The sequence below is a fragment of the Antarctobacter albus genome (assembly GCF_900101505.1).
Lineage (GTDB): Bacteria > Pseudomonadota > Alphaproteobacteria > Rhodobacterales > Rhodobacteraceae > Antarctobacter > Antarctobacter albus.
The window spans coordinates 100390-122158 of the sequence record NZ_FMZI01000013.1 but is presented as its reverse complement, the minus strand read 5'-3'; the positions used below and the strand labels follow the sequence as shown (position 1 = coordinate 122158).

Here is a 21769-nt window from a genome sequence, read left to right as displayed (position 1 = left end):
CCCAAACAAAGAGTCATCTGTTTGATGTACATCGTTCCAAGGGAACGAAGTCCATACAAACAGTGAAGCTGACACTTCATCATCGGACCGAAGCCCTAGAAGCGCGATATACAGAAGCTTGATCCATCGAAATGAACCAGAGCCGCCCGCATATCTCTTCAGATACCATCAATGTCAAATAGCGTAGAGACAAAAACCGAACCGGTGCGCCCTAACTTGCTCGGCGCGCCCGCCCGTCATTGCCTCAGATTGTTGCCTCGCAGTCCCCGGAGCATCGCCCCGCCGTCCCGTCCGGCCTCCCGATCAGCGCCTCAGCGCCGCCGGTGAAGGGGCTTTTACGGTTACACATCAAAACCCGCAAGCAGTTTTTTGGAGAAATTCGGATTTTTTCGGGAAATCCTACAAAACCTATTGAAGACAATCACTTAAATGGCTCACTTGAGCAGCCACGCCTCCGAAAGGGCGCCCTCCCCCACCTTTCCAGACCGAACCCCGTATCGCTCCGGGACGAATCCGGCCCGGCAAGGGGGGCTGGCTCCGATCAGTGAGGCATGCCCACCCCGGCTTCCTTCCTTCACCGGCCCTCCGTGCATGTGTGACCTGTCCAACAGAGCGACCGGTGCGCTCGAACAAGGCTCGATGGGGCCGGCCCGCTGGCCGGACAAGACGATCTCCGACCAATTCCCCGGTCGACATCTGCTCATATTTTGCGCTACGCGTTCAAATATGGACAACCGCGCCAGGGACGATTTCATGCCGGACGACATCGACGCCAAGCCCCATCCTGACTACTCTGTTCCGCCCGTTGTGCGGGCCCTTGCGGTTCTGCGCCATATCGCGGCCGGCAATCGTTGCCGCAACATGAGCAAGACGGCCAAGGACATCGGCATCAACCGCACGACGCTGATCCGTCTTCTGGCCACGCTCGAAGCCGAGCGCATCATCGAGACCTTGCCGGATGACGGCGGCTATCGTCTCGGGACCGGCTTGATCGCCCTTGCGACAGAGGCGCTGAACGAACGCGGGCTGATCCCCACGGCCCGGCCGATCCTGGCCAAGCTGGTCGACCGGCTCAGCCTCTCTGCACACCTGGGGATACGCGAAGGGCATGAGATCATCTACCTCGCGCGCGAGACCCCGAATTCGCACCTTGCCAGCACCGTACGCGAGGGCACTCATCTGCCCGCCCATGCCACGACGATCGGGCGCATCCTGTTGGCCGAACTGTCGTCGGCGGATCTGCGGACACTCTACAGTGCCCATCCGCTGGAGGCCTACACGAACAAGACCCGCACCAGCCTCGAGGAACTCGAGAACCAGCTGGCCGAGGACCGGGCGCGTGGCATGTCGTGGAGTGTCGCGAACTTCGAACGCGAAATCGGATCGGCCGCCGTGGCCGTTTATGACCACCAGGGGCGCGCCATCGCGGCCATCAACGTGACCGGTCACGTCAGTGCCTTTGCGCCGGACAGCCCGCAGGCCGGCCAGATCGAGGCAGACTTGAAATCCGCGGCACGAGAGATTTCCGAGGCGCTTGGCTATCGCGGCTGGGCCTCGGAACAGATCTAAGGGCGCGCCGGTAACGCGCGCGCCCTGTCAGAGATAGGTATAGCCGAAGGACATTCCGAAGGCAGCCGGTTTCAGTGCGCCGTTCCCCTGCCGTGCCCCGCGCAGCCAAAGGCGCCCGTGCACCTGGGTTTCGGCCAGGTCGGCATCGGCTGGCAGCGCGGCATCCTGGCACCACAGACCGCCCAGCCATTCGCTGTCGCGAAAGCTGGTCGGCCCCTGCATGGACACCTGCGCCAGCGAGCAGTTGCCATAGCCCACCGCGCCCGAGAAATCGGCCTCTGCCTCAAAGCGCGCGCCATCGAAGCGACCGATGCCTCTAAACTCGATCCCCGAAAAACGGGCGGCACCGTCAAACCGGGCGCCTTCGAAACGGGCGTCATTCAGGAAGACCGCGCCGCCAAAATCCGCACGCCCGCCAAACCGCACGTCCCGCAACCAGCTGAGCCCCAGGAAGCGTGCGCCCCGGGCGTCGATGCCTTCGGGGAACCTGGCTCCGGAAAGGTCGAAGCCCGCGACCTCGCAGCCAGACAGGTCCAGCCGCCCCTCGCAGGTCACCCCGCGCAGGTCGGCGTGTTCACCGTGCCGCCAAGGAGCGACGAGCCTTTCGCGCAGTTCTGCGGGGGTCATCAGGCTGCCTCGCCCAGCTTTTCCGATACCTCGGCGATGACCGTTTCGGCCCAGGGAAAGGCCAGGTCTTCGGCCATGTCGCTGCCGGAGGCATCATGCGCCACGCGTTCACCCACCTGGTGGGCGCCGTGCGCAATCATCAGTTCCGCCAGTTTCTTGGGGCCGTGGTTGAAGGTCTCGTCGTATTCGCTGTCACCCAGGCCGAAAATCGCGAAATGGATCGCCGCCAGGTCCGGCTTTTCCGCCGCCATCGCATCCGCAAAAGGCTGGGCCGAGGCCGGCAGGTCGCCGTCTCCATAGGTCGAACAGACCAACAGATAAAAACAGTCCGCGTCGAAATCCGCAGGCGCGAAATCCTCGAGGTTGGAGATTTCGACCTCGTGGTCTCCCTCGATCTCGGACTGGATGTCCTCGGCCAGCATTTCTGCGTTGCCGGTTTCGGTGCCGTAAAGGATGGTGATCTTCATTTCGTCGTCTCCCTTGCTCCTGCAACCCCGAGCATTGTCTCCCGGGTGGCGAGTTTGGTGCGGCAGCGCCCCTCGGGCGCGGCCCCTGTTTCGGCGGCGTCGATGCGGCTCCAGCCAGAGTAATCGACGATATTGTCCAATCCGTCGAACACCTGGCCGCCCATGCGCGTCGGATCGGCCGAGAAGTCATCGAGGATGACAGATGCCAATGCCTGCGCGTCGGCGCGGTTCTCGGGGATCGTGCCGCGCGGACCGCGCCGGAACCATCCGGCAGCGAACAGCCCGGGCGCCAGGCGCCCTTCTTCGGCATCGGCGGCCTCGGCGACCAGCGCATCGCGCGGAAGGCCCGGCGCCGCCTCGAAACCGATGGCGGTCAGGACGGATGTGCAGGGGATGACCTCTTCGCCACTTTCCGTGTCGAACCGTACCGCCTGCACCTGCCCTTCGCCTTCCACCGCCTTCGGCGTCAGGCCAAAGCGAAAGATGATCCGCTTGGCCCCATCCCCATGTCCGTGGATCGCCGTCAGCGCCTCCAGTGTCTTCAGTTCGGCCGGGTCGTCGCTGTCACCGGCACCGACCACCTCGATCCGTACATCCGAAAGCTTGGCCAGCTCCTTGACCATGACGGCGTCGAACTTGGCCCGCGCCGCAGGCGACCGCCCGGTGATGGTGATCGTCTTGATCCCGCTTTGGGCCAGCCAGCGGCTCGGCCCCTCTCCCAGGTCGGAGCCGTCCAGCTCCTCCGGCGCCTTGGCAAGCAACCGCAGCAGGTCGATGGCCACGTTACCATTGCCGACGATGACGGGATGCGCGCCCAGGTCAGGCAGTTCCTCGGCGTCCGGATGTTCGAACAGCGCCCGGGTCAGCCGACCGGCGCCATAGACACCCGGCAAATCGTCACCGGGCACAGCCAGCCTGCGGTCCGTCGAGAGACCTGCCGCCAGCACCACGGCATCATAGGCCGCGCGGAGATCGTCCAGCGTCACATCCCGCCCGATCGCCACGTTGCCGAAGAACCGCGCCCCCTGGCGTTCGAAGACCCGCGCAAACTGACGCGCGACACCCTTGGTGCCCTGGTGATCGGCAGCGACGCCATAGCGGACCAGCCCGTAGGGCACCGGCAGTTGGTCGATCAGGTCGACCTGCAGGTCAGGCGCCTTCTTCAGCAGCGCCTGCGCCAGGTAGCAGCCCGAAGGCCCGGCGCCCACGATTGCGATCTTGCCGCTCATGACGCCTCCAGCGCGGCACCGGCCCAGGGATGGGGCGCACCGCTCAGATCGGTGTAAAAGCTCTTTTGCGTCATGTAGGCGCGCAGGCCCTGGCGGCCCTTTTCGCGTCCGATGCCGCTGTCCCCGTCGCCGCCGAAGGGTGTCGAGATCGAGAACTGCTTGTAGGTGTTGTGCCAGACGGTCCCCGCCTTGATTGCGCTGCCGATGCGCCAGGCGCGCGGAAAGTCCCGCGTCCAGATTCCGCAGGCCAGTCCATAATCATTGTCGTTCGACAAGGCGATGACATCGGCCTCGTCGTCGAATGGCATGACGACCAGCACCGGTCCAAAGACCTCTTCACGGCAGATCCGTGCCGTGTTGTCGACCCCGGCAAGGATGGTGGGCAGGTAATAGCTGCCCGCTGCATAGTCTGCGCCTTCGGGCGCTGCACCACCGCAGAGCAGGTCCGCCCCCTCGTCCAGGGCACGGGCAACGTGGTCCGCCACCTCGGCCCGGTGGTCCATGTGGATCAGCGGCGCCACCTGCGTTCCCGCCTCGAAGGGGTGGCCCACCTTTAGCGCGCGGGTCGCCGCGACCAGCCGTTCGACAAAGCCGTCATAGATCGACCGCTCCACGAAAAGGCGCGATCCGGCGATGCAGCTTTGCCCCGAGGACGAGAAGATCCCGAACAGGATCCCGGCAATCGCCAGATCCATGTCCGCATCTGCAAAGACGATGGTGGGCGACTTGCCGCCAAGCTCCAGGCTGACCGGCATCAGTTTCTCTGCCGCCTTGCGCGCCAGAGTACGCCCCGTCGAGGTGCCGCCGGTAAAGCTGACCTTGGCGATGTCGGGATGTTCCACCAGCAGGTTGCCGATCTCGCGCCCCGACCCGGGCAGGACGGAAAACAGGCCCTTGGGCAATCCGGCCTCATCCACGATCCGCGCCAGTTCCAGAGCCGTCAGAGGCGACCAGGAGGCGGGTTTGAGGATCACGGCATTGCCCGCCGCCAGTGCCGGCGCCACCTTCTGCGCGTCCGAGGCGATGGGCGAATTCCACGGCGTGATGGCGGCGACGACACCCAGCGGCTCATGCACCGACAGGGTCATCGCCGTTCCGCGCCGCGCCGTCAGATCGTCGTCCATCGTCTCGGCCACGGCGGCGAAATAGCGGAAGGTCCCCGCCGCCGAGTCCGCCAGCGCGGCTGTTTCGGTCAGCGTCTTGCCGGTGTCGCGGGATTGGATGCGCGAAATCCGTCCGGTGTTCGCCTCGATCCCGTCGGCGATGCGGTACAGGACCCGCGCCCGCTCACAGGGTTTCAGCGCGCCCCAGGCGGGCTGCGCCGCCTTGGCCAGGGCAATCGCCTCTTCGCCATCGGCGGTCGAGGCACCGCGCAGCACACGGTTCACCGTGCCGTCCGCCGGAAAGACCGATGTGATCTCGGCCCCCTGCCCCTCGCGCCAGGTGCCGCCAAGGTAAAGCCGCCCGTCCGGCAGTGTCGTGTCCATCATGTTCATCAGATCACCACTGGGTTCATGCGGTTCCGGATCTCTCGCAGGACCGAGTAGACCGTCGAAACGCTGGTTTTCACGTTGCCTGCCGAGGGCAGGTTCTCGATTTCCATCGTGTAGTTGGCCACGGGCGAGCGCACGTCGTAGGAATGCACGTTGCCGGGCGCCTCTGGGTCCGCGATCAATTCGACCTGCGTCTCCTCGAAACCGGCTCCGGCCAGGGCCAGCGCCGCCGCGACATTGGCATTCTTGGGGAAGGCACGCGCGGCATCCCGCGCCGATCCACGGAAAAAGACCTCGCGCGTGGTCAGGGTATCGAGGTCAAGCGTTTCCCCTGCAGGCGTCCCCGCCCAGGCCTTGGGCGGCTTGATCCCGCGATAGGTGACTTGCAGTTCGCCTGTTGCCGAGAGCGCCGACAACAGGTCCAGGCCGCCGACCGCGCCTGCGGGCAGCACAATCCGCGCCCCGCCCTCTTTGGCGGCTGCACGCAACTGGGCCTCCAGCGCGGGATCCGACATGGCGCCGACAGAAACCTGCACCATGTCTACCCCCGCGCGCAGCACCACAGGCCCGTGTTCGGATACCGCCGCATGGCCCGCGCATTCCACGATCAGATCGGGCGTTTCGGCCAGCAGCGCTTCGGCACTGGTCACTACCACGGCCCCGGCGGTCGCTGGCACGCTGGCTTCGCGGCCCGGACGCACCAGAACCGCCAGGTGCGCCGGGGCAAGCCCGGCCTTCTGCATCAGGTCCAGCAGCGTGGCCCCGATGTTGCCAAAGCCGATCAGTCCCAGCCGCATGGCGTCAGTCCTCTTTCTGCGCGGCACCGGCGGGCGGGCCTGCAAAGGCTTCGGCAAAGGGACCGATGGCGATCATGTCCACCTCGATCAGCTGCGGACCTTCGGCGGCCAGCGCGTCGTCCAGCGCCGCCTCGAAGGCGTCAAGCGCGCTGACCTTGCGATGCGGCAGGCCGATGGAGGCGCAGAAGGTTCCGAACTCAGGCACGCGGATCGCCGAATAGTGCCGGCGGCTGTCGTATTGCGCATCCTGGATGTTCTGGATCACGCCATAGGCCTGGTCGTTCATCAGGACATAGACCAGCGGGGCGTTCTCATCGACGGCGGTGATCGCCTCGGCCAGGCCCAGCATCGTACCGCCATCGCCCAGCAGGGTGATCGCCTTGCGCCCTTCGTCACAGGCCAGCGCAGCGCCGATCCCCATCGAGACCCCCTGACCGATGCCCCCACCCAGCGCATGCACGCCCTGGGTCGGCTCGCTGAGCCGGACATACCGGTTGCCGAAGGTCGAGTTGGAAATCGTCACGTCACGCACCCAGGCGTGGCCGCCCTCGACCACCTTGGCGCTGAGCGTGTCGGCCACGGAGGAATAGTGGCCAAGCCGGTCGCGCAGGGCGCCTTCGGCCTTGGCCCGCGCCTTGGCAATATCGAAGCCAAGGTTCGGGTCGGTGTCGAGTTTCGCGGGCAAAAGCTCCAGCACGCGCGCCAGCGTGTCCGCCGCGTCGCCGTGGGCGAACAGGTCCACCGCGTAGTTGCGCCCGCCCTGCGAGGCATCCGCGTCGATCTGGATCAGCGGCTTGGGCAGCGGCATCTCATTGTTGCGGGTCTCGTTGCCGCGCAGGCGCGACCCGATGACGATCATCAGGTCACTGCTCTGGTAGAGGTCGACCGCTTCCGGCCCCATGTTGAAGGCGCCCAGCGTGCCCGGCTCTTCCTCGGAGACCACGCCGCGCCCGTTGGTCGAGGAGACGACCCCGACACCGCGCCGCATCAGTTCCGTCGCCTCTGCCACGGCGCCACGCGCGCCGCCACCCAGCCAGATCAGCGGACGCTTGGCCTGCTTCAGGTGGTTGGCGATGTCCTCGATCACCGCGTCGCACACGCGGGGCACGACCGGCACCGGCGCGTGCTGCACCCCCTGCGACGCCGCAAGGCTGCGCTGCACGTCCACCGGGATCTCCAGCGACACCGGGCCGCTGGGCGCTGAAAGCACCGCCGAAACAGCCGCGGTCAGCGCGCCGATGGCGCCATTCGCGTCCCACATGCGGAAGACCGCCTTGGACACCCCGCGCAGCATCTCTGGCTGGCGCGGCACGTCGTGGATCGCCGCGCGGTCACGGTCGGCATAGGCCAGGTCGACCTGGCTGGTGATGTGCAGAACACGGCTGCCGGCGGTCAGCGCCTCGGCCTGCGCGCCGGCGGCATTGCCCGCCGCCGTGCCGGTCGAGGTCAGGCAGACGCCCATGCCACCAGACACCCGTGCATAGGCGTCGGCCATGTTCATCGCGCCCGCTTCGCCCCTCGCGGGGACAAAGCGGATGCGGCCCTGGCGCGCCACCGCGTCGAGTATCGGCATGTTGTGGATCGAGATCACGCCGAACATGGTGGTGACGCCCACGTCCGCCAGGTAACGGGCAATAAAGTCGCCGACCGTCTCGGTCTGCTGAATGGCTTCGTGTTTCATACCCATCTCCCTAGATGTGCCGTGCCAGGCCGCCCGAAACGTCAAGCTGGGCGCCGGTGATGTAACTGGCCGCGCGCGAGCCGAGGAAGGCAATCGCGTTGGCGGCCTCTTCGGGGTCGCCGAGGCGGCCCATCGGAATGCCTTTCTTTTCGGCCAGCGCGCCGTACCAGTCGGCGCGGCTGACGCTCTGGTCCTCGCGCGCGGCAAAGCGGCGGGTCCATTGGCCGGATTCGATCAACCCCATGAGGACCGAATTGACGCGCACGTCGGGGGCCAGTTCGACGCTGAGCGATTTCAGCATGTTCTGAACCCCCGCGCGGGCCGAAGAGGTGCAGACCATGTGCGGTTCCGGCTGGTAGGCCAGCAGCGAGTTGACCGCGACGATGGCGCCTTGCGCCTCACGCAGCATCGGCAGGAAGGCCCGGACCGGCAGCACCTGGCTGAAGATCTTCAGCTCGTATTCGTCGCGCCAGTCCTGGTCGCTGGTTTCGGCGAAGGTCGACAGACGCCCCTGCCCCGCGTTGTTCACCAGCAGGTCGCAGCGGCCAAAGGTCTGTTTCACCTCGTCGGCAAAGCCGTTCACCTCATCCGCGTCCAGCACAGAGAAGGCGCGGGACAGAACGCGATCCTCGCCGTAGTCCCGGCGCAGCACGCTGGCCACGTCCTCCAGCCGCGAGGCGTTGCGCGCACAAAGCGCGACCCTGGCGCCCGATCCCAACAGGACCCGCACGGTGGCAAGGCCGATGCCCGAGGATCCGCCGGTGACGACCGCCACCGATCCATCGTATCCGAAATTCATTCCGCTGCCCCCCGGTTGCGTTGTGCCAGTTCCGGCCAGCCCGGATCGGGCCGCCCCTGCATCACCGCGCGTTGCGCCGGAGTCGGCGGGCCGGCGGTCATCCAGCGGTCCATCAGTTCGGGATTGTCGCGCGGCCAGACCTGCGCCTCATGCGTGGTCTCGTCGATCTGCTGCAGTTCCGAGGTGAACTCGATCACAAAGCCCGAGGGCGAGACGAAATAGGCGAAGGGATTGTTGCCCGGCCCGTGACGGCCCGGCCCCCAGGTGGGGACATGTCCCTTCTGCTTCATCCGGCCGATGGCACGCATGAATTCGTCGATGGTCGGCAATTCAAAGGCAACGTGGTTGACGCTTGCATAATGCGCGCGGACCAGGGCGATCGAGTGGTGATCGGTGTTGCAGCGCAGGAAAACCATCTGGTCGGCCGAGTAATCCGAGGTGCGGAAGCCCAGAACATCCTCGTACCAGGCTTGCACGCCTTCCATGTCCGGCGTGTTCAGCACCACGTGGCTGACCTTCTTCGGCTTGGACCAGTCCGGTTCCTCGGGCAGTTGCCGGGCCTCGGTGCGGAACCGCAGGCGGCGCATGTCCGGGTCGAGAACCTCGAAGCCATAGCCACCGGCCCAGTCGTCGAACTCTGCCGGGGCGCCCAGTACCTGCGCGCCTTTTGCCACGCATTGCGCGTGCAGCGCGTCCGTTTGTGTGCGGTCGGGCATGGCGAAATGCACATATTCGATGCCAAAGACATCGCCCTCGGTCAGCCCGTAGAGAAAGGGCTCGCTCCCGGTGCCGCGCAAGAGCGCGGTGCCATCGTCGCTATGGGCCAGTTTCAGGCCCCACATGTCCTCGTAGAAGGGCAGCGTTTCCGCCAAGCCCGGGCCGCGCATCATGATGCCGCGCAGGCTGCCGGTGCGGATCGGGGTCTCGCTCATCGGGTTTCCTCCTTCGTTCCGCCGGTCAACCGGCTGTCTCGGTGTGCGCGGCCAGCGCGGCGGCGAATGCCACCGGGGCCTGCAGGTAAAGCGCGTGCCCCGCGTCGGGCACGATGGTCAGGCGCCCCTGCGCGGCGCGATGCAGCGCGGCAAAGGCGCGGCGGGCGCCATCGGGGGGCGTAACCACGTCTCCGGCGCCGACGATCACGTCGGTCGGCACCATCAGCCGTTCGGCATCATCCAACAGCCGGCCCGAGGCCAGCATCCGCGCGGCCTGCCCGTAGCCGGGCAGCGTGACCTGCGACATGGCCGCCTGCACCTGGGCGACATGGCCCCGGTTCGCGTCAGGGTCATGCACCAGCCGCGCGGCGCGCAGGGCGGCGAACTTTGCGGCGCCAAGACGCTGAAGGTCGTCGATCCGCGCCTGGGCGGCGGAACTCAGGCCACCACCCCGCGGCACGCCATGCCCCAAAGCAGGTGAGGCCAGGACAAGGCGGCTGACCCGGTCGCGGTGCGCGGCGGCAAAACTCGCGCCCATCAGCGTGCCCAGCGAGTGCCCGGCCAACATGACCCGGCGCAGACCCAGCGCGTCGCAGAAAGCCTCCAGCGCGCGGGCGTAGTCGCTGGCCAGCGGCCAGTCCATCCCAAGCGGCGCAGAGGCTCCATAGCCCGGCGCGTTCCAGGCGATCACCCGGCGCGTCGCATCGATATGATCCAGGAGCGGGGTAAAGGAAGCCGCCTGCGATCCGATGCCATGCAGCAGAACCAGCGCCTCACCCTCGCCCGCGCGCTCGAGATACTCGATCCCGGCGGCGGTTTTCGTTTCCCAGCCGGTCATTTGAACACGAACCCGTTGTTGACGGGCAAAACCTGCCCGGTGAGCGTCAGTGCCCCTTCGCTCAGCAGAAAGGCCACAACATCGGTGATCTCTCCCGGCGCCTGCGGCCCGGGGACGGCGCGGCCGTCGGAATACTGGCGGTGGCGTGCCTCGGGGACGTAATCGGTCGACTCGGTGGTCAGGATGCCCGGCGCCACGGCACTGACACCCACCCGGTCCTTGCCCAGTTCGCGGGCCAGCGAGCGGGTCATCGACATGACCGCCCCCTTGCTGGCGACATAGGACATGAGATTGGGCGCGCCCCAGAGCGCAGTGTCCGAGGCCACGTTGACCACCCGGCCCGAACCGGACGCGCGCAGCATCGGCGCGGCGGCGCGGGTCATCAGCCAGGTGCCGCGCACGTTCACGCGTTGCACCAGGTCCCAGCTGTCGATCTCGATTTCCTCGAAGCCGATGCCGCCGATGCCGGTGGCAATGGCTCCGTTGTTGACCAGCCCGTGCAGCTTGCCTCCCGTGGCCATGGAAACCGAACCCGCAAGTGCGGTGATCGACGCGGGATCGCCCAGGTCGACAGGCAGGAACTGCGCGCCGACCTCCTTGGCGGTGGCGCGGCCCTCGTCCTCGGCGATGTCCGCCAGGATCAGCTCCGCGCCGTGGCCCGCGAGGCAGCGGGCGATTTCCGCCCCCAGCCCCCGCGCCGCGCCGGTCAGCAAGATATGACGTCCTTGCAGCATCATCACTCTGCCGCCACGCTGTCCTGCTTCAGCTCCGCCTCGACCTGCGCCTTGGCGGCACGGGTCAGGATCTGGCGGATACGGCTGACGCCCAGGTCATGCTGATAGAGCATCTCGCGCTTGCGGGCGTCGTCGGGCATGCCTTCCAGCATCACGCGGTCCTGTTCCAGCACGTCCCAATGGGTCTTTTCCATCTTGGCACGGTAGAGGAAGCGCCAGCTTTCGCGCGCCATCCCCTCGACCTGGCGCATCCGCCAGAAAAAGACCTTGGTTGTGGTCTCGTCCATCGGGGTGACAAAGCCGATGATGCGGAACACGCCCCCCGGCCCCGCCGCCGGCGGATAGGGGATTTCGAGAAAGCAAAACATGTCTCCCGGGTAGACCTCGAACTCGGTCCAGTCGAAATTCTCGCCGGTCTGGCCGACGCGCTCGATCCGGAAGCCGTTGTCGGTCTTGTCCAGCTTCATCAAGTCCTGCTTGGACCCGTAGGCAAGGGTAAAGCTCTCGGCGTGCAGGTAGCAGCCGTGCATCGGATCGGCGAGGTTGTCGAGCGCGTAGCGATAGTTCGACTCCCAGACCGAGGTGCAGAGGAACCCGGCCCAGGCGTCGTCGCTCATGACGTCGGGCATCACCAGCTCCGGCGCCTCCGGCCGGTCGATGGAGGGGACATAGACAAAGACCGCGTCGTTGGCCTCTGTCACCTGGAAGGACTTGACCGCCTTACGGCCTTCCAGCGCGCATTCGGGCATCGCTGGCACCTGGACCACCACGCCGTCGCCGTCCACGACCACGCCGTGATAGCGGCAGGCGACATGGCCCTCGTGGACCTCGCCGTAAGACAGCGGCGCGCCGCGGTGGGGGCAGAAGTCCTCGATGCAGCGCAGCTTGCCCGAACCGTCGCGCCACAGCACGATCTTGTCACCCAGCAGCTTGGTGCCGTAGGGGCGCGAGGCCTTCACCTCGACCGATTTGCAGACCGGGTACCATTGGCCGCGCAGACCTTCGTTCACGCGCTTTTCGATCAGGGCTTTCTTGTCGATGGCAGTCATTGTCATACTCCCTTGGGAATGCATCCGCCGCTCAGCCGTGGGCCTTGGGCAGGTAATGGAGAACACGCTCTTCGATGCGCACGAGGGCCGAGTAGAGCACGAAGCCGATCACGGTCAGCAGGATGATGGCGTTGAAGACCATCGCGGCATTCGCCTGTCCGCCACCGTAGGAAATCAGGAACCCGAGGCCGGTGTTGCCGCCCACCAGTTCGCCCACCGTCACGCCGATCACGGCCAGTGTGGAGGCGATGCGCAGGCCGGCCATCAGGTTCGGCACGGTTGAGGGCATCTCGATCTTCCAGAAGATGCCGAAGCGCGACAGATTGTAGGCACGGGCCAGGTTGATCAGGTCGCGGTCGACGGTGCGCATGGCCTGCAGCACGTTGACGAGGACCGGAAAGAACACGATCAGCACCGTCACCAGCAGCTTGGGCATCGAGTTGTAGCCGAACCACATGATGAAGAGGGGCGCAAAGGCGACCTTGGGTGCGATCTGCAGCGCCAGGATGTAGGGCGACAGGACCTTTTCCCAGAAGGCGGACATGCCCAGCAGGTAGCCCAGCACCGCGCCCAGAAGGCTGCCAATGGCAAAGCCCAGTGCCGTGTAGAGCGCGGTCGACAGGACATGTGCCCAGAGCCCTTCGAAGGCCCACATGCGCTGGAATTCGGCCAGGCAGTCGCTCAGCGTGGGGATGATGAAGCGCGGGACATCCAGCGCCGGCGGCAGGAATTCCCAGGCCAGCAGCACGAGGGCCAGCAATGTCAGGCTGACGATCGTTGTCATGTGACGCTGCGCCATGCTTGGTCTCCCGGTTGCAGATTTGTGTTTGGTCGGGCGGGTCCCTTGGGCCGGGGCGTTCGCCCCGGCCTGGATCTGGGTTGCGTCGGTCATTTCACGAAATCATTGGTGTAGAGGTCTTCGATCGGCACGGCGGTGCGCACGATGCCGCGATCGACGTAGAAGGTCTGGACGGCCTTGATCCGCTCGGCGTCGAAGGTGCCCAGGGGCTGGTTTTCGCCTTCGGGATAGATCAGCGCGGCGTAGGCGCGCATCACGCCCTCGACCATCTTTTCCTTGCCACTGTGCTGCGGAACAAAGCTGACATAGTCCTTGGCGGCCTGCTCGGGATCGTCCTGGATGTCGCGGATGCCCTTCAGGACCGCATTCACGAAACCGCTGACGATCTCGGGGCGTTCCGCGATGGTCTTGTCAGAGGCGATAATGGCCTGCGCCATCGCCGGGAAGACGGCGTCGACCGGCATCTGCTTCATCTCGACACCCGCGCCCTCGACGGCGGCGATCCACTCCGGCACGCCTGAAAATGCATCGAGGTTGCCGGCAATGGACAGCTGGATGATGCCACCCGGGCCAACGGCCTGGATGTCGACGTCATTCTTGGTCAGCCCGACGGAGGCGAGCACGCCCAGCAGGTTGTAATAGGTGGTGTCCTGGAACGAGAGCACGCCGACCGACTTGCCCTTGAGATCCGCCGGGCTTTCGATGCCGCTGTCGGCGCGCCATGCCAGCTGGGTCAGGCCACGGCCGCCCAGCAGGGCCACGCCGCGGATGTCCAGACCATTGGCCCGCACGATGATCGAGGTGTCGCCGATGCCGCCGCCAAGGTCGGCATTGCCCAGAGCAACCTGCGTCGCCACATCCGCGCCGCCCTTGCCGACGCGAAAGGTCACGTCAAGGCCGGCCTCTTCGAAGTACCCCTTGCCCTTGGCAAGTTGGAACGGCGCGAAGGCCGGCAGGAAATCCGGGGCCGGGAACAGGTAGGTCACCTGCTCTGCCGCGCTTGCGAAAGAGGCCGAAACGGCCATTGCAGCGGCGGCGATCGTGTTGATGAACGTGTGTTTCATGTCTTTTGACTCCCTGCAGTCAGGCTGCTTTTTCTTCGAGCTTCAGTAGTTTGAAGAGCTGCGCGGCATAGTCGGCCACTTCGGGCAGCGTGCGCCGCTTGATCGGTTCGTCGCGGTGCGGCAGATCCACCTTGATGTCCGCGATCACCGTGCCGGGACGTTCGCTGAGGACCAGGATGCGGTCGGACATCAAAACGGCCTCTGCCAGGTCATGGGTGATCAGCAGCGTGGTCTTGCCCGCCTCTGCGATGGTCTTGGCAAAGGAGTTCTGCAGCAGCAGCTTGGTCTGCGCGTCCAGCGCCGAGAACGGCTCGTCCAGCAGGATGATCTCGGGGTCGATGGCGAGGGTGCGGGCCAGTGCCGCGCGCTGCCGCATGCCCCCTGACAGTTGATAGGGATACTGCTGGTCGAACCCTTCGAGGTGGCAGTGCTTGAGTTCTTTCATGGCGCGTTCGCGGCGGGCTTCCTTGCCGACGCCGCGCGATTCCAGCCCGAATTCGATGTTCGAGATGATGTTGCGCCAGGGCAGCAGCAGGTCCTTCTGCAGCATGAACCCGACATGTGTATTGGGGCCCGTGACCGGCTCGTCGCTAACCAGCACCTGGCCCTCGGTGGGCTGGTAAAGGCCCGCGGTCATCGACAGGATCGTGGACTTCCCGCAGCCCGAGGGGCCGACCGCCGAGACGAATTCGCCCTCTTCGACGCGAAAGTTCACGTCCTTGACGGCGGTCAGTTCCTCGCCGGAATTGGTCGGGAAGCGCTTGGTGACGGAACGGAACTCAAGCGCCATAACCCTGGGCCTCGTACGCTGCGTCCAGGTCGGCGTTGATCGCCTTCAGCTCTTCGCCCAGCAGCGCCTCGGTCCAGTCGGTGCGGCCCGACTTGGGGGCGGTCACGCCCTGGTCCGCCAGCGCGGCGGCGACCTTGGCAAAATCGTGCTCGCCGGTGCCGTAGATATTCATCAGGGCCTCGGCCAGGGCCATTTCCGCCGGTTCCAGGTCGCGCCCGCGGCACTGGTTCGCCAGTGCCGGGCGGCTGGTGTCCTGCGCGCGCTCCGTGAGCCTGTCCTTGAATGCGTCATGTCCACTCATGTGCCGGTCTCCCTTATCCATCGTGGCTTGCTTTATCGCGTCGCGTCTTTGCGATGTGTTCATATTTTAACATGATGTTCAAATATAGACTGCCTGACCGCCCTGCGTTCTGTCAACGAATTTCCGCGGATCGCGCCAGCCAAAGGCACCCGCATTGACAGATGCCCGCAGATCCGACACTGATTATATCTGAACAAGATGTTATTTTATGAACACTTGCGGAGAGGGAGACGCCTTATGAATGCCTTGAAAATTGCTATTGCCGGCGGGGGTGTAGGCGGGATGGCGGCGGCCATCGCGCTGCAGTCACACGGCCACCAGGTCGCGATCTACGAACAGACTTCGGCCTTTGGACGAATCGGCGCCGACGTGAACCTGACGCCGAATGCCGTTCATGCGCTGGACGGACTGGGCGTGGGAATCGGTGATCGGCTGCGCGAAACCGCGGCCCGCCCGGAATACCGCATCAGCCGGATGTGGGACGATGGCCGCGAGACCTCGCGCCTGCCGATGAGCGCGGCGGCCGAGGAGAAATACGGTGCCCCGCAGCTGACCATCCACCGCGCGGACCTGCTGAGCGCCCTGCAGGATGCCCTGGCGCCCGGCACCATCCGCTTTGGCGCGGCGGTCGCCGGGCTGGAACAAGGGGACGCAGGTGCCACCCTGCTGCTGAAGGACGGAAGCCTCCACGTGGCGGACGTGCTGATCGGCGGCGACGGCATCCATTCCGCCCTGCGCACGGCGATGTTCGGCCCCGATGCGCCGCGCTTTACCGGGCTGGTTTCCTGGCGCGCGGTTGTTCCGCGCGCGGCGGTGGCCGAGTTGCCCAACCTCGACAGTTTCACCAAGTGGTGGGGGCCGGAGTCGGACCGCCAGATCGTCACCTTCCCGCTGACCGGCGGCAAGGAGATCTTTGTCTTTGCCACCACGCCGCAAACGGACTGGAGCGAGGAAGGCTGGACCCTGCCCGGCGACATCGCGGAGCTGCGCGCCGCCTACGCCGATTTCCACCCCGAGGCCCGCACCCTGCTGGAGGCCTGCACAGAGGTCACGCGCTCGGCCCTGCACGTCCGCGAACCGATGCCGCGCTGGTCACAGGACCATGCCGCCCTTCTGGGCGACGCGGCGCACCCGATGGTGCCGTTCATGGCCCAGGGCGCCTGCATGGCGATCGAAGACGCGGTCGTTCTGGCCCGTGCACTCTGCGACGGTCCGGAGACTGTGCCCGAGGCGCTGAAGGCCTACGAGGACGCCCGCCGCGACCGCACGGCGGCGATCCAGCGCGGCTCGCTGGCGAACGAATGGCTCAAGGAAGGCGGGAACGCCGACTGGGTCTATGGCTATCACGCCTGGACGGCACCGCTGGGCGAACCGGCGCCCGTGTGACGGGCGGCGCGACGCGAAATCAACAGGGGCGCTGATGTCAGCGCCCCTGTTGCGACAATCCTGACAGTGGCCCAACGAAGTCCATTCTCTAGCCACGGCTTTCGAGCCGACGTGGCCGCTATTGTTGCATTTCAAATGGCAGATAAGCGGGATGAAGCTGACTTTTGCTTCAACCACGACACTGGACACTTCCAAGATTGACCATGCGCGAGGAGCGGGCTTTTCCAAGTTGGCCGCTTTCAGAGCAAAGGCGCCTCCAAGAGGACCTTAGTCACTCACTTGAACGCCTCGGCGGCACTTACCGAAACCAGCCATACTTCTTTTCCTCAAAAACAATATACGAGTAACCCTGACACCTATTGGATGACCAGGTGATACCCCGCCGATGCGCTTGGAAAACGATCGCTCTGGCCCCCTCCAAGCTCGAGTGCCTTGAATCCAGCCTTAGATCCCCTCTTTTTGGCGGTCTATAGTATGGGACAGCATTCAAGTTTTGACTAAGATCGTTGCCAAACGTTGACTCTATCGGGGGAACATCTCCGTAAAAAAACACTACATAAAGAAGTGGTCTATCAGAAATAAAGACAGAAATGACAGGGTCGTTTATCGTCAAGTCCAATTCAGAAAGCGCAAAGCCCAAGCTGCAATCCAAATCCCTCCTGGTCAATTGGTTTCTCGACAACCTCTCAAAGGCGTCAAGCCAATCCTGCGGATAATCAGAATGTTGAAAGACTGCGCCGTGCGTATCTGACAAACCCATCTCACCCAGACGATCGACTTGAATGGAGCGCGTGACAACGCCCCCAAAAAACTCAGCGTAGGCACTAACACGCGAGTGGTACATTAGCCCGTCTATAATGGCGTAAACCAAAAAAAACAGCACAACGACAAAACTCGCGACCAATATTACAGCTTGTCTCACTTCCGCTCTCCCATCAACACCTTACGAATTCCCTTGGGCGCCTACCCGATCCCATCCGCGTGTTGAAGGACCGTTGTTCGGACTGCGCCAGTTCAGCGCCTCGTTGATCGCCCGTCGCCATCAGCATCAAAAACAGAACGCCATCACCCGAAACCGCCAGGGACGTGCGGTTCTTCAAACCATCGCGATTACTGCAGAGGAACGACGTGGATTGTGAGATTTCAGCAGTCTCGATACCCTCAATTGTTGCTGCTGCCACCATCGCCTGAACCCTAAGTCAGGTCGAAACCGAAGCGTCGACCATCTGCTTTACAATCTTTCTCGTTAGCGTTCGCTGTGACTTGACTGACAGAATCTTGTCAGCAATTTCAATGACCTCTAGGGCGCCGCTGGCAAGCCTCCTTTGGGTCGAATACGCACCATTTGCAAGCCTTGCACCAATGATCTTGCCACGAACAACGTAGTCCGGCGAGGGTCTATTTGCTTCGAGCACCCCGCTATCAAAATGTGCGCGTGAACCTCAAATATGCTACGAAAAGACCCAAACAAAACAGTGCAAATAAGGCGAGCGATTGCAGGATAGATACCAATTTATTCATGGACTTGCGTTCAAGATATCTTGCGTAAAACCACCCAAAAAATACCTCAGACCTGTCATTGCTTTACGTCTCCATCAGATCAAAAGCACTGCTTCCGGTTCAATACACCCTCGCTTGATCTGTTAACAATGGCCTCCAACCCGCAATCGAAGGACTGTTTCCTCAGGGCCACCAGTCGCACTCAGCCCTTGGCCAGCACTCCGAAAAACGAAAAGCGGGGCACCCGAAGGCGCCCCGAAGTCCAAACAGGGAGTGATGGAAGGCTCAGGCCGCCTTGTAGGCCACGCCGTCTTCCGACGAGGTTCCGATCACCGTCCAGACGGTCGCATGACCGGCCGAGTTGTTGCGGAACCAGTGCTTGCGGCCTGCCGGCGTCTTGACCAGGTCGCGCGGACCCAGTTCGACCTCGACGGTTTCGCCGTTTTCTTCCCAGCCCACGGTCAGCGAGCCCTCGATCACCATCATCGCGTCCTCGACGGGACGGGTGAAGGCCTGCACGCCGGTGCGGCTGGGCACGCCCCACATTTCCTTGCGGCAGGTGTCGTTGGCGATGCCGCCCTCGCCCACATAGACCTTGCGGGTGAACCCGGCCTCTTCCCAGATCGTCGGCGCCTCTGCGTGACGGATGACGAATTTGCCCATCAGTTGCTGCAGTTCATGCGTGCCGTTCGGGTCGAACGGCATGGTCTTGCCCGGCTCGGCGCCAAAGCTGCGCGCCAGTTCGGGGGCGTGCTCCTTGGGGTGGTAGTGGTATTTCGGCGGCAGCGGCTTGCCCACGTCGACCGAGATCGACATCAGCACCGGCTCGGGGCCATCGACGCGAAAGCCGTGGCCGACCTCACGCGCGTTCAGGATCATGTCCTTGGGGCCAAGGTTGACCTCGACCACCTCGCCGTCACGCTCCCAGCCGACGATCAGCGCACCGTCGATGATCAGAAAGCTCTCTTCGATCTCGTGGCTGTGGCAGGCGGCGTATTTACCGTGTTCCTTGTAGATCAGCGACAGGGTGAAATTGTCCGGCTTCATCGTGCTGGTGTCACCGACCTTGGGCGAGCCGCCAGAGCCGATATAGCGCATCTGCGCGCGGGCCAGGTCGGGGAAGCCGGCGTTGGACGGAAAGGCGTTCCAGTCGAACTGCTTGTCGGTGAAACGGCCGGTATGGGCGGACAGCTCGGCGGCCAGGGTCGAAACCGCATCGGTCTTGATGTTCATCGGGTGTTTCCTCTTGTCGTGTCGCGCTTCAAATTCGATGCGATACGGGTAGCAAAACCGCGTTTTACATCCTATACGCCGTTTCATGGACAAAACGCGCTTGCCTCGAACCAACCTTGATCCCGCCGAGGATCGCTATCTTGTTCCCGGCCTCATACGGGGCCTTCAGGTCCTGACCGCCTTCACTCCCGAACGCCGGGAAATGTCCCTGTCCGAGATCGCGCGCGAGATCGGGCAAAGCCGGTCCGCCGCCTTCCGGTCCGTCTACACGCTGGCGCAGATGGGATACCTGTTGCACGACGAGGCGCGAAAGACCTATGCGCTTGGCCCTGCGGTGATGCGGCTTGGCTTTGGCTATCTTGCCACGCGCGAACTGGTTGAGATCGCGCTGCCCGAGCTGGAACGCCTGCGCGACGAAACCGACTGGTCCACGCACCTGGGGGTGCGGGACGGGACGCTGGTTCTGTACATGTTGCGGGTGCCCAGCAGGCTGGGTCTTGGCAGCATCGTCCATGTCGGCAGCCGCCTGCCCGCCGCCAATACAACGATGGGGCGGGTTCTGCTGGCGGACCTGGACGAGGAAACGCTGATCGCGCTGTACCGCGACGCAAACGCACAGCGCACGACCCGGAACACCGCGCCCGGCATGACCGAACTGCTGGCCCAGTGGCGGGCCGACCGCAGCAGCGAAACGGTGACACAGGTCGGCAGTTTCGAGGCGGGGATCACATCGGTCGCAGCCCCCCTGCGCGACATGTCGGGCAAGACCGTCGCCGCGATCAATGCCACCAGTGCGACAGAGGGTCGGCAGGCCGTACCCGCGGAGGTCAGACGCGCGCTGGAGGACACAGCGGCCCGGATTTCGCGCCTGCTGGGCAACTAGGCAAAGAAAAACCGCCCGAAAGGTTGCCGGGCGGTCTCCAGTCTCAGGAAGCGCAAGGATCAGTCGCTGATCGAGCCTTCCTCGTCGCGGCGTGCGTGCATCTTGGCCTTGACCCGGGCGCCAATGATCAACGGCAGGACAAAGCCGATGATCGCGATGGCCCAGAGGCCGATGGACAGCGGGCTGTCGACCAGGGTCCACCAGTCGCCGTTGTCGATGGTCACGGCGCGGCGCAGGTTGTTTTCCATCGCGTTGCCCAACAGCGTGCCCAGGATGATCGGCACCAACGGAACGTCCAGCTTGCGCAGCACCCAGCCCATGACACCAAAGCCGATCATCACCAGCAGGTCGAAGGTCGAGCCCGAGATGCCGTAGATCCCGACAAAGCTGACCATCGCCACGATGGGCATCAGGATGCGGCTGGGGATCATCAACACCCGGGTGAACAGGCCCACCATCGGGATGTTCATCGCCAGCAGCATGAAGTTGGCGATGAACAGCGCCGCGATCAGACCCCAGACCACGTCCGGGTTCTGGGTGAACAGCAGCGGCCCCGGCGTGATGTTCAGTGCCAGGAGAACCGCCAGCAGAACCGCCGTGGTGCCCGACCCGGGCACGCCCAGCGCCAGCATCGGCACCAGCGCGCCCCCGGCGGCAGCGTTGTTGCCTGCCTCCGGCGCGGCCACGCCGCGCGGGTCGCCAGTGCCAAAGGTGCCTTCCTTGTCGACCAGCCGCTTTTCCATCGAGTAGGAGATGAAAGACCCCAGCGAGGCCCCTGCCCCCGGCAGCACCCCGGCGAGGAAGCCCAGGAAAGAAGTGCGCAGCATGGTGGGAGCGGTCTGCTTGATCATCGACATCGGCGGATAGAGCTTGCCGACGGTGATCTTCTTGCCTTCGGCGTCAGAACCGCCGTGACGGTTTTCAAGGAAGATAAAGACCTCGGACAAGGCAAACAGACCGACGATGGCCACGAGGAAATCGAGCCCGTCATAGAGGTGCACCTCGCCAAAGGTGAAGCGCGGCACGCCGGTCTGGGTGTCGACACCAATGGTGGCCAGGCCCAGGCCCAGCGCCGCGGCAAAGGCCGATTTCGCCTGGTTGGTCGAGGACACGCCGCCCAGCGTCATGAAGGCCAGCGCGAAGAGGGCAAAATATTCCGCCGGGCCGAACAGCAGCGCGATCTTGACCAGCTGCGGCGCCAGCAGGATCAGGCCCCAGGTGGCAAAGAAGGCGCCGACGAAAGAGGCGATGCCCGAGAGCGACAGCGCCTCGCCCGCGAGGCCCTTCTTGGCCATCGGGTGCCCGTCGAGGCAGGTCATCATCGCCGGTTCATCGCCGGGGATGTTGAGCAGGATCGACGAGATCCGCCCGCCGTACATCGCCCCGTAGTAGACCGAGGTCAGCAGGATCAGGGAAGGCGTCGCGCCCAACCCCATCGTGAAGGCCAGCGGGATCAGGATGGCCACGCCGTTCGACGGGCCAAGGCCCGGCAACGCGCCCATGATCGTGCCCAGAAAGCAGCCCAGCAGCGCCAGCAGCAGGTTCTGCCAGGTCAGCGCGATGGCAAAGCCATCGGCGAGATTTCCAAACATCTCCAT

20 protein-coding genes are annotated in these 21769 nt (G+C 64.5%); 3 read left to right on the top strand and 17 right to left on the bottom strand.

The window, feature by feature from the left end:
• Nucleotides 1-753 precede the first annotated feature (753 nt).
• The gene (locus tag BLQ71_RS20380; protein WP_043147185.1) at nucleotides 754-1569 is read left to right on the top strand and encodes an IclR family transcriptional regulator; all 816 of its coding nucleotides are present in this window, start codon (nucleotides 754-756) and stop codon (nucleotides 1567-1569) included.
• A gap of 27 nt (nucleotides 1570-1596) precedes the next feature.
• Here BLQ71_RS20380 and BLQ71_RS20375 read toward each other — a convergent pair whose 3' ends face one another.
• The 15 genes from BLQ71_RS20375 to BLQ71_RS20305 all read right to left on the bottom strand — a co-directional run bounded on the left by BLQ71_RS20375 (nucleotide 1597) and on the right by BLQ71_RS20305 (nucleotide 15169).
• On the bottom strand, nucleotides 1597-2196 hold the full coding sequence (locus tag BLQ71_RS20375) for a pentapeptide repeat-containing protein (RefSeq protein WP_074623045.1): 600 nt from the start codon (nucleotides 2194-2196) through the stop codon (nucleotides 1597-1599).
• Nucleotides 2196-2663 carry a flavodoxin domain-containing protein gene (locus BLQ71_RS20370; RefSeq protein WP_043147191.1) on the bottom strand — a complete coding sequence of 156 codons (468 nt, stop codon included), beginning with the start codon at nucleotides 2661-2663 and terminating at the stop codon, nucleotides 2196-2198. The genes BLQ71_RS20375 and BLQ71_RS20370 overlap by 1 nt, the downstream gene beginning before the upstream one ends.
• Complete coding sequence (locus BLQ71_RS20365) at nucleotides 2660-3892, bottom strand: FAD-dependent oxidoreductase (RefSeq protein WP_074623044.1); 1233 nt, start codon at nucleotides 3890-3892, stop codon at nucleotides 2660-2662. Before BLQ71_RS20365 ends, BLQ71_RS20370 begins: the two co-directional genes overlap by 4 nt.
• On the bottom strand, nucleotides 3889-5382 hold the full coding sequence (locus BLQ71_RS20360; protein WP_229754931.1) for an aldehyde dehydrogenase: 1494 nt from the start codon (nucleotides 5380-5382) through the stop codon (nucleotides 3889-3891). Before BLQ71_RS20360 ends, BLQ71_RS20365 begins: the two co-directional genes overlap by 4 nt.
• 5 nt (nucleotides 5383-5387) lie before the next feature.
• Complete coding sequence (locus tag BLQ71_RS20355) at nucleotides 5388-6182, bottom strand: aspartate dehydrogenase (RefSeq protein ID WP_074623042.1); 795 nt, start codon at nucleotides 6180-6182, stop codon at nucleotides 5388-5390.
• 4 nt (nucleotides 6183-6186) lie between these two features.
• Nucleotides 6187-7863, bottom strand: coding sequence for a thiamine pyrophosphate-binding protein (locus tag BLQ71_RS20350; RefSeq protein ID WP_074623041.1), 1677 nt, complete (start codon nucleotides 7861-7863; stop codon nucleotides 6187-6189).
• Nucleotides 7864-7873: 10 nt separating this feature from the next.
• Complete coding sequence (locus BLQ71_RS20345) at nucleotides 7874-8662, bottom strand: SDR family oxidoreductase (protein WP_043147199.1); 789 nt, start codon at nucleotides 8660-8662, stop codon at nucleotides 7874-7876.
• Nucleotides 8659-9594 carry a VOC family protein gene (locus BLQ71_RS20340; protein WP_043147201.1) on the bottom strand — a complete coding sequence of 312 codons (936 nt, stop codon included), beginning with the start codon at nucleotides 9592-9594 and terminating at the stop codon, nucleotides 8659-8661. Before BLQ71_RS20340 ends, BLQ71_RS20345 begins: the two co-directional genes overlap by 4 nt.
• A 25-nt stretch (nucleotides 9595-9619) precedes the next feature.
• Nucleotides 9620-10432 (bottom strand): alpha/beta fold hydrolase, encoded by an 813-nt coding sequence (locus BLQ71_RS20335; RefSeq protein WP_074623040.1) that lies wholly within the window; start codon nucleotides 10430-10432, stop codon nucleotides 9620-9622.
• Entirely contained in the window at nucleotides 10429-11169 is a 741-nt protein-coding gene (locus BLQ71_RS20330; RefSeq protein ID WP_198548581.1) for an SDR family oxidoreductase, read from the bottom strand. Before BLQ71_RS20330 ends, BLQ71_RS20335 begins: the two co-directional genes overlap by 4 nt.
• Nucleotides 11169-12215, bottom strand: a complete 1047-nt coding sequence (locus BLQ71_RS20325; RefSeq protein ID WP_069211056.1) for a Rieske 2Fe-2S domain-containing protein — start codon at nucleotides 12213-12215, stop codon at nucleotides 11169-11171. Before BLQ71_RS20325 ends, BLQ71_RS20330 begins: the two co-directional genes overlap by 1 nt.
• 31 nt (nucleotides 12216-12246) lie before the next feature.
• Nucleotides 12247-13014, bottom strand: coding sequence for an ABC transporter permease (locus tag BLQ71_RS20320; protein WP_074623054.1), 768 nt, complete (start codon nucleotides 13012-13014; stop codon nucleotides 12247-12249).
• A gap of 89 nt (nucleotides 13015-13103) precedes the next feature.
• The gene (locus BLQ71_RS20315; protein WP_074623039.1) at nucleotides 13104-14078 is read right to left on the bottom strand and encodes an ABC transporter substrate-binding protein; all 975 of its coding nucleotides are present in this window, start codon (nucleotides 14076-14078) and stop codon (nucleotides 13104-13106) included.
• Between the two features lie 19 nt (nucleotides 14079-14097).
• Nucleotides 14098-14868 (bottom strand): ABC transporter ATP-binding protein, encoded by a 771-nt coding sequence (locus BLQ71_RS20310; RefSeq protein ID WP_043147207.1) that lies wholly within the window; start codon nucleotides 14866-14868, stop codon nucleotides 14098-14100.
• Complete coding sequence (locus BLQ71_RS20305) at nucleotides 14858-15169, bottom strand: recombinase-like helix-turn-helix domain-containing protein (protein WP_074623038.1); 312 nt, start codon at nucleotides 15167-15169, stop codon at nucleotides 14858-14860. Before BLQ71_RS20305 ends, BLQ71_RS20310 begins: the two co-directional genes overlap by 11 nt.
• A gap of 237 nt (nucleotides 15170-15406) precedes the next feature.
• Here BLQ71_RS20305 and BLQ71_RS20300 point away from each other — a divergent pair, with 237 nt between their 5' ends.
• Complete coding sequence (locus BLQ71_RS20300; protein ID WP_074623037.1) at nucleotides 15407-16555, top strand: FAD-dependent monooxygenase; 1149 nt, start codon at nucleotides 15407-15409, stop codon at nucleotides 16553-16555.
• Nucleotides 16556-18340: 1785 nt separating this feature from the next.
• On the opposite strand, the gene BLQ71_RS20295 is transcribed toward BLQ71_RS20300, so the two are convergent.
• Nucleotides 18341-19288, bottom strand: coding sequence for a cupin domain-containing protein (locus tag BLQ71_RS20295; protein WP_074623036.1), 948 nt, complete (start codon nucleotides 19286-19288; stop codon nucleotides 18341-18343).
• Between the two features lie 100 nt (nucleotides 19289-19388).
• Between BLQ71_RS20295 and BLQ71_RS20290 the strand changes: the two genes are divergently transcribed.
• Entirely contained in the window at nucleotides 19389-20171 is a 783-nt protein-coding gene (locus tag BLQ71_RS20290; RefSeq protein ID WP_198544071.1) for an IclR family transcriptional regulator, read from the top strand.
• A gap of 59 nt (nucleotides 20172-20230) precedes the next feature.
• Here the strand turns inward: BLQ71_RS20290 and BLQ71_RS20285 are convergent, their stop codons facing one another.
• On the bottom strand, nucleotides 20231-21769 hold the full coding sequence (locus tag BLQ71_RS20285) for a tripartite tricarboxylate transporter permease (RefSeq protein WP_074623035.1): 1539 nt from the start codon (nucleotides 21767-21769) through the stop codon (nucleotides 20231-20233).

Excerpts from the sequence above, each read along its gene's own strand:
- BLQ71_RS20330 (WP_198548581.1), bottom strand. The coding sequence starts at position 11,169 with ATGATGCTGCAAGGACGTCATATCTTGCTGACCGGCGCGGCGCGGGGG.
- BLQ71_RS20325 (WP_069211056.1), bottom strand. The coding sequence starts at position 12,215 with ATGACTGCCATCGACAAGAAAGCCCTGATCGAAAAGCGCGTGAACGAA.
- BLQ71_RS20370 (WP_043147191.1), bottom strand. The coding sequence starts at position 2,663 with ATGAAGATCACCATCCTTTACGGCACCGAAACCGGCAACGCAGAAATG.
- BLQ71_RS20295 (WP_074623036.1), bottom strand. The coding sequence starts at position 19,288 with ATGAACATCAAGACCGATGCGGTTTCGACCCTGGCCGCCGAGCTGTCC.
- BLQ71_RS20340 (WP_043147201.1), bottom strand. The coding sequence starts at position 9,594 with ATGAGCGAGACCCCGATCCGCACCGGCAGCCTGCGCGGCATCATGATG.
- BLQ71_RS20380 (WP_043147185.1), top strand. The coding sequence starts at position 754 with ATGCCGGACGACATCGACGCCAAGCCCCATCCTGACTACTCTGTTCCG.
- BLQ71_RS20315 (WP_074623039.1), bottom strand. The coding sequence starts at position 14,078 with ATGAAACACACGTTCATCAACACGATCGCCGCCGCTGCAATGGCCGTT.
- BLQ71_RS20365 (WP_074623044.1), bottom strand. The coding sequence starts at position 3,892 with ATGAGCGGCAAGATCGCAATCGTGGGCGCCGGGCCTTCGGGCTGCTAC.
- BLQ71_RS20350 (WP_074623041.1), bottom strand. The coding sequence starts at position 7,863 with ATGAAACACGAAGCCATTCAGCAGACCGAGACGGTCGGCGACTTTATT.
- BLQ71_RS20300 (WP_074623037.1), top strand. The coding sequence starts at position 15,407 with ATGAATGCCTTGAAAATTGCTATTGCCGGCGGGGGTGTAGGCGGGATG.
- BLQ71_RS20360 (WP_229754931.1), bottom strand. The coding sequence starts at position 5,382 with ATGATGGACACGACACTGCCGGACGGGCGGCTTTACCTTGGCGGCACC.
- BLQ71_RS20355 (WP_074623042.1), bottom strand. The coding sequence starts at position 6,182 with ATGCGGCTGGGACTGATCGGCTTTGGCAACATCGGGGCCACGCTGCTG.
- BLQ71_RS20285 (WP_074623035.1), bottom strand. The coding sequence starts at position 21,769 with ATGGAGATGTTTGGAAATCTCGCCGATGGCTTTGCCATCGCGCTGACC.
- BLQ71_RS20305 (WP_074623038.1), bottom strand. The coding sequence starts at position 15,169 with ATGAGTGGACATGACGCATTCAAGGACAGGCTCACGGAGCGCGCGCAG.
- BLQ71_RS20335 (WP_074623040.1), bottom strand. The coding sequence starts at position 10,432 with ATGACCGGCTGGGAAACGAAAACCGCCGCCGGGATCGAGTATCTCGAG.
- BLQ71_RS20375 (WP_074623045.1), bottom strand. The coding sequence starts at position 2,196 with ATGACCCCCGCAGAACTGCGCGAAAGGCTCGTCGCTCCTTGGCGGCAC.
- BLQ71_RS20310 (WP_043147207.1), bottom strand. The coding sequence starts at position 14,868 with ATGGCGCTTGAGTTCCGTTCCGTCACCAAGCGCTTCCCGACCAATTCC.
- BLQ71_RS20345 (WP_043147199.1), bottom strand. The coding sequence starts at position 8,662 with ATGAATTTCGGATACGATGGATCGGTGGCGGTCGTCACCGGCGGATCC.
- BLQ71_RS20320 (WP_074623054.1), bottom strand. The coding sequence starts at position 13,014 with ATGGCGCAGCGTCACATGACAACGATCGTCAGCCTGACATTGCTGGCC.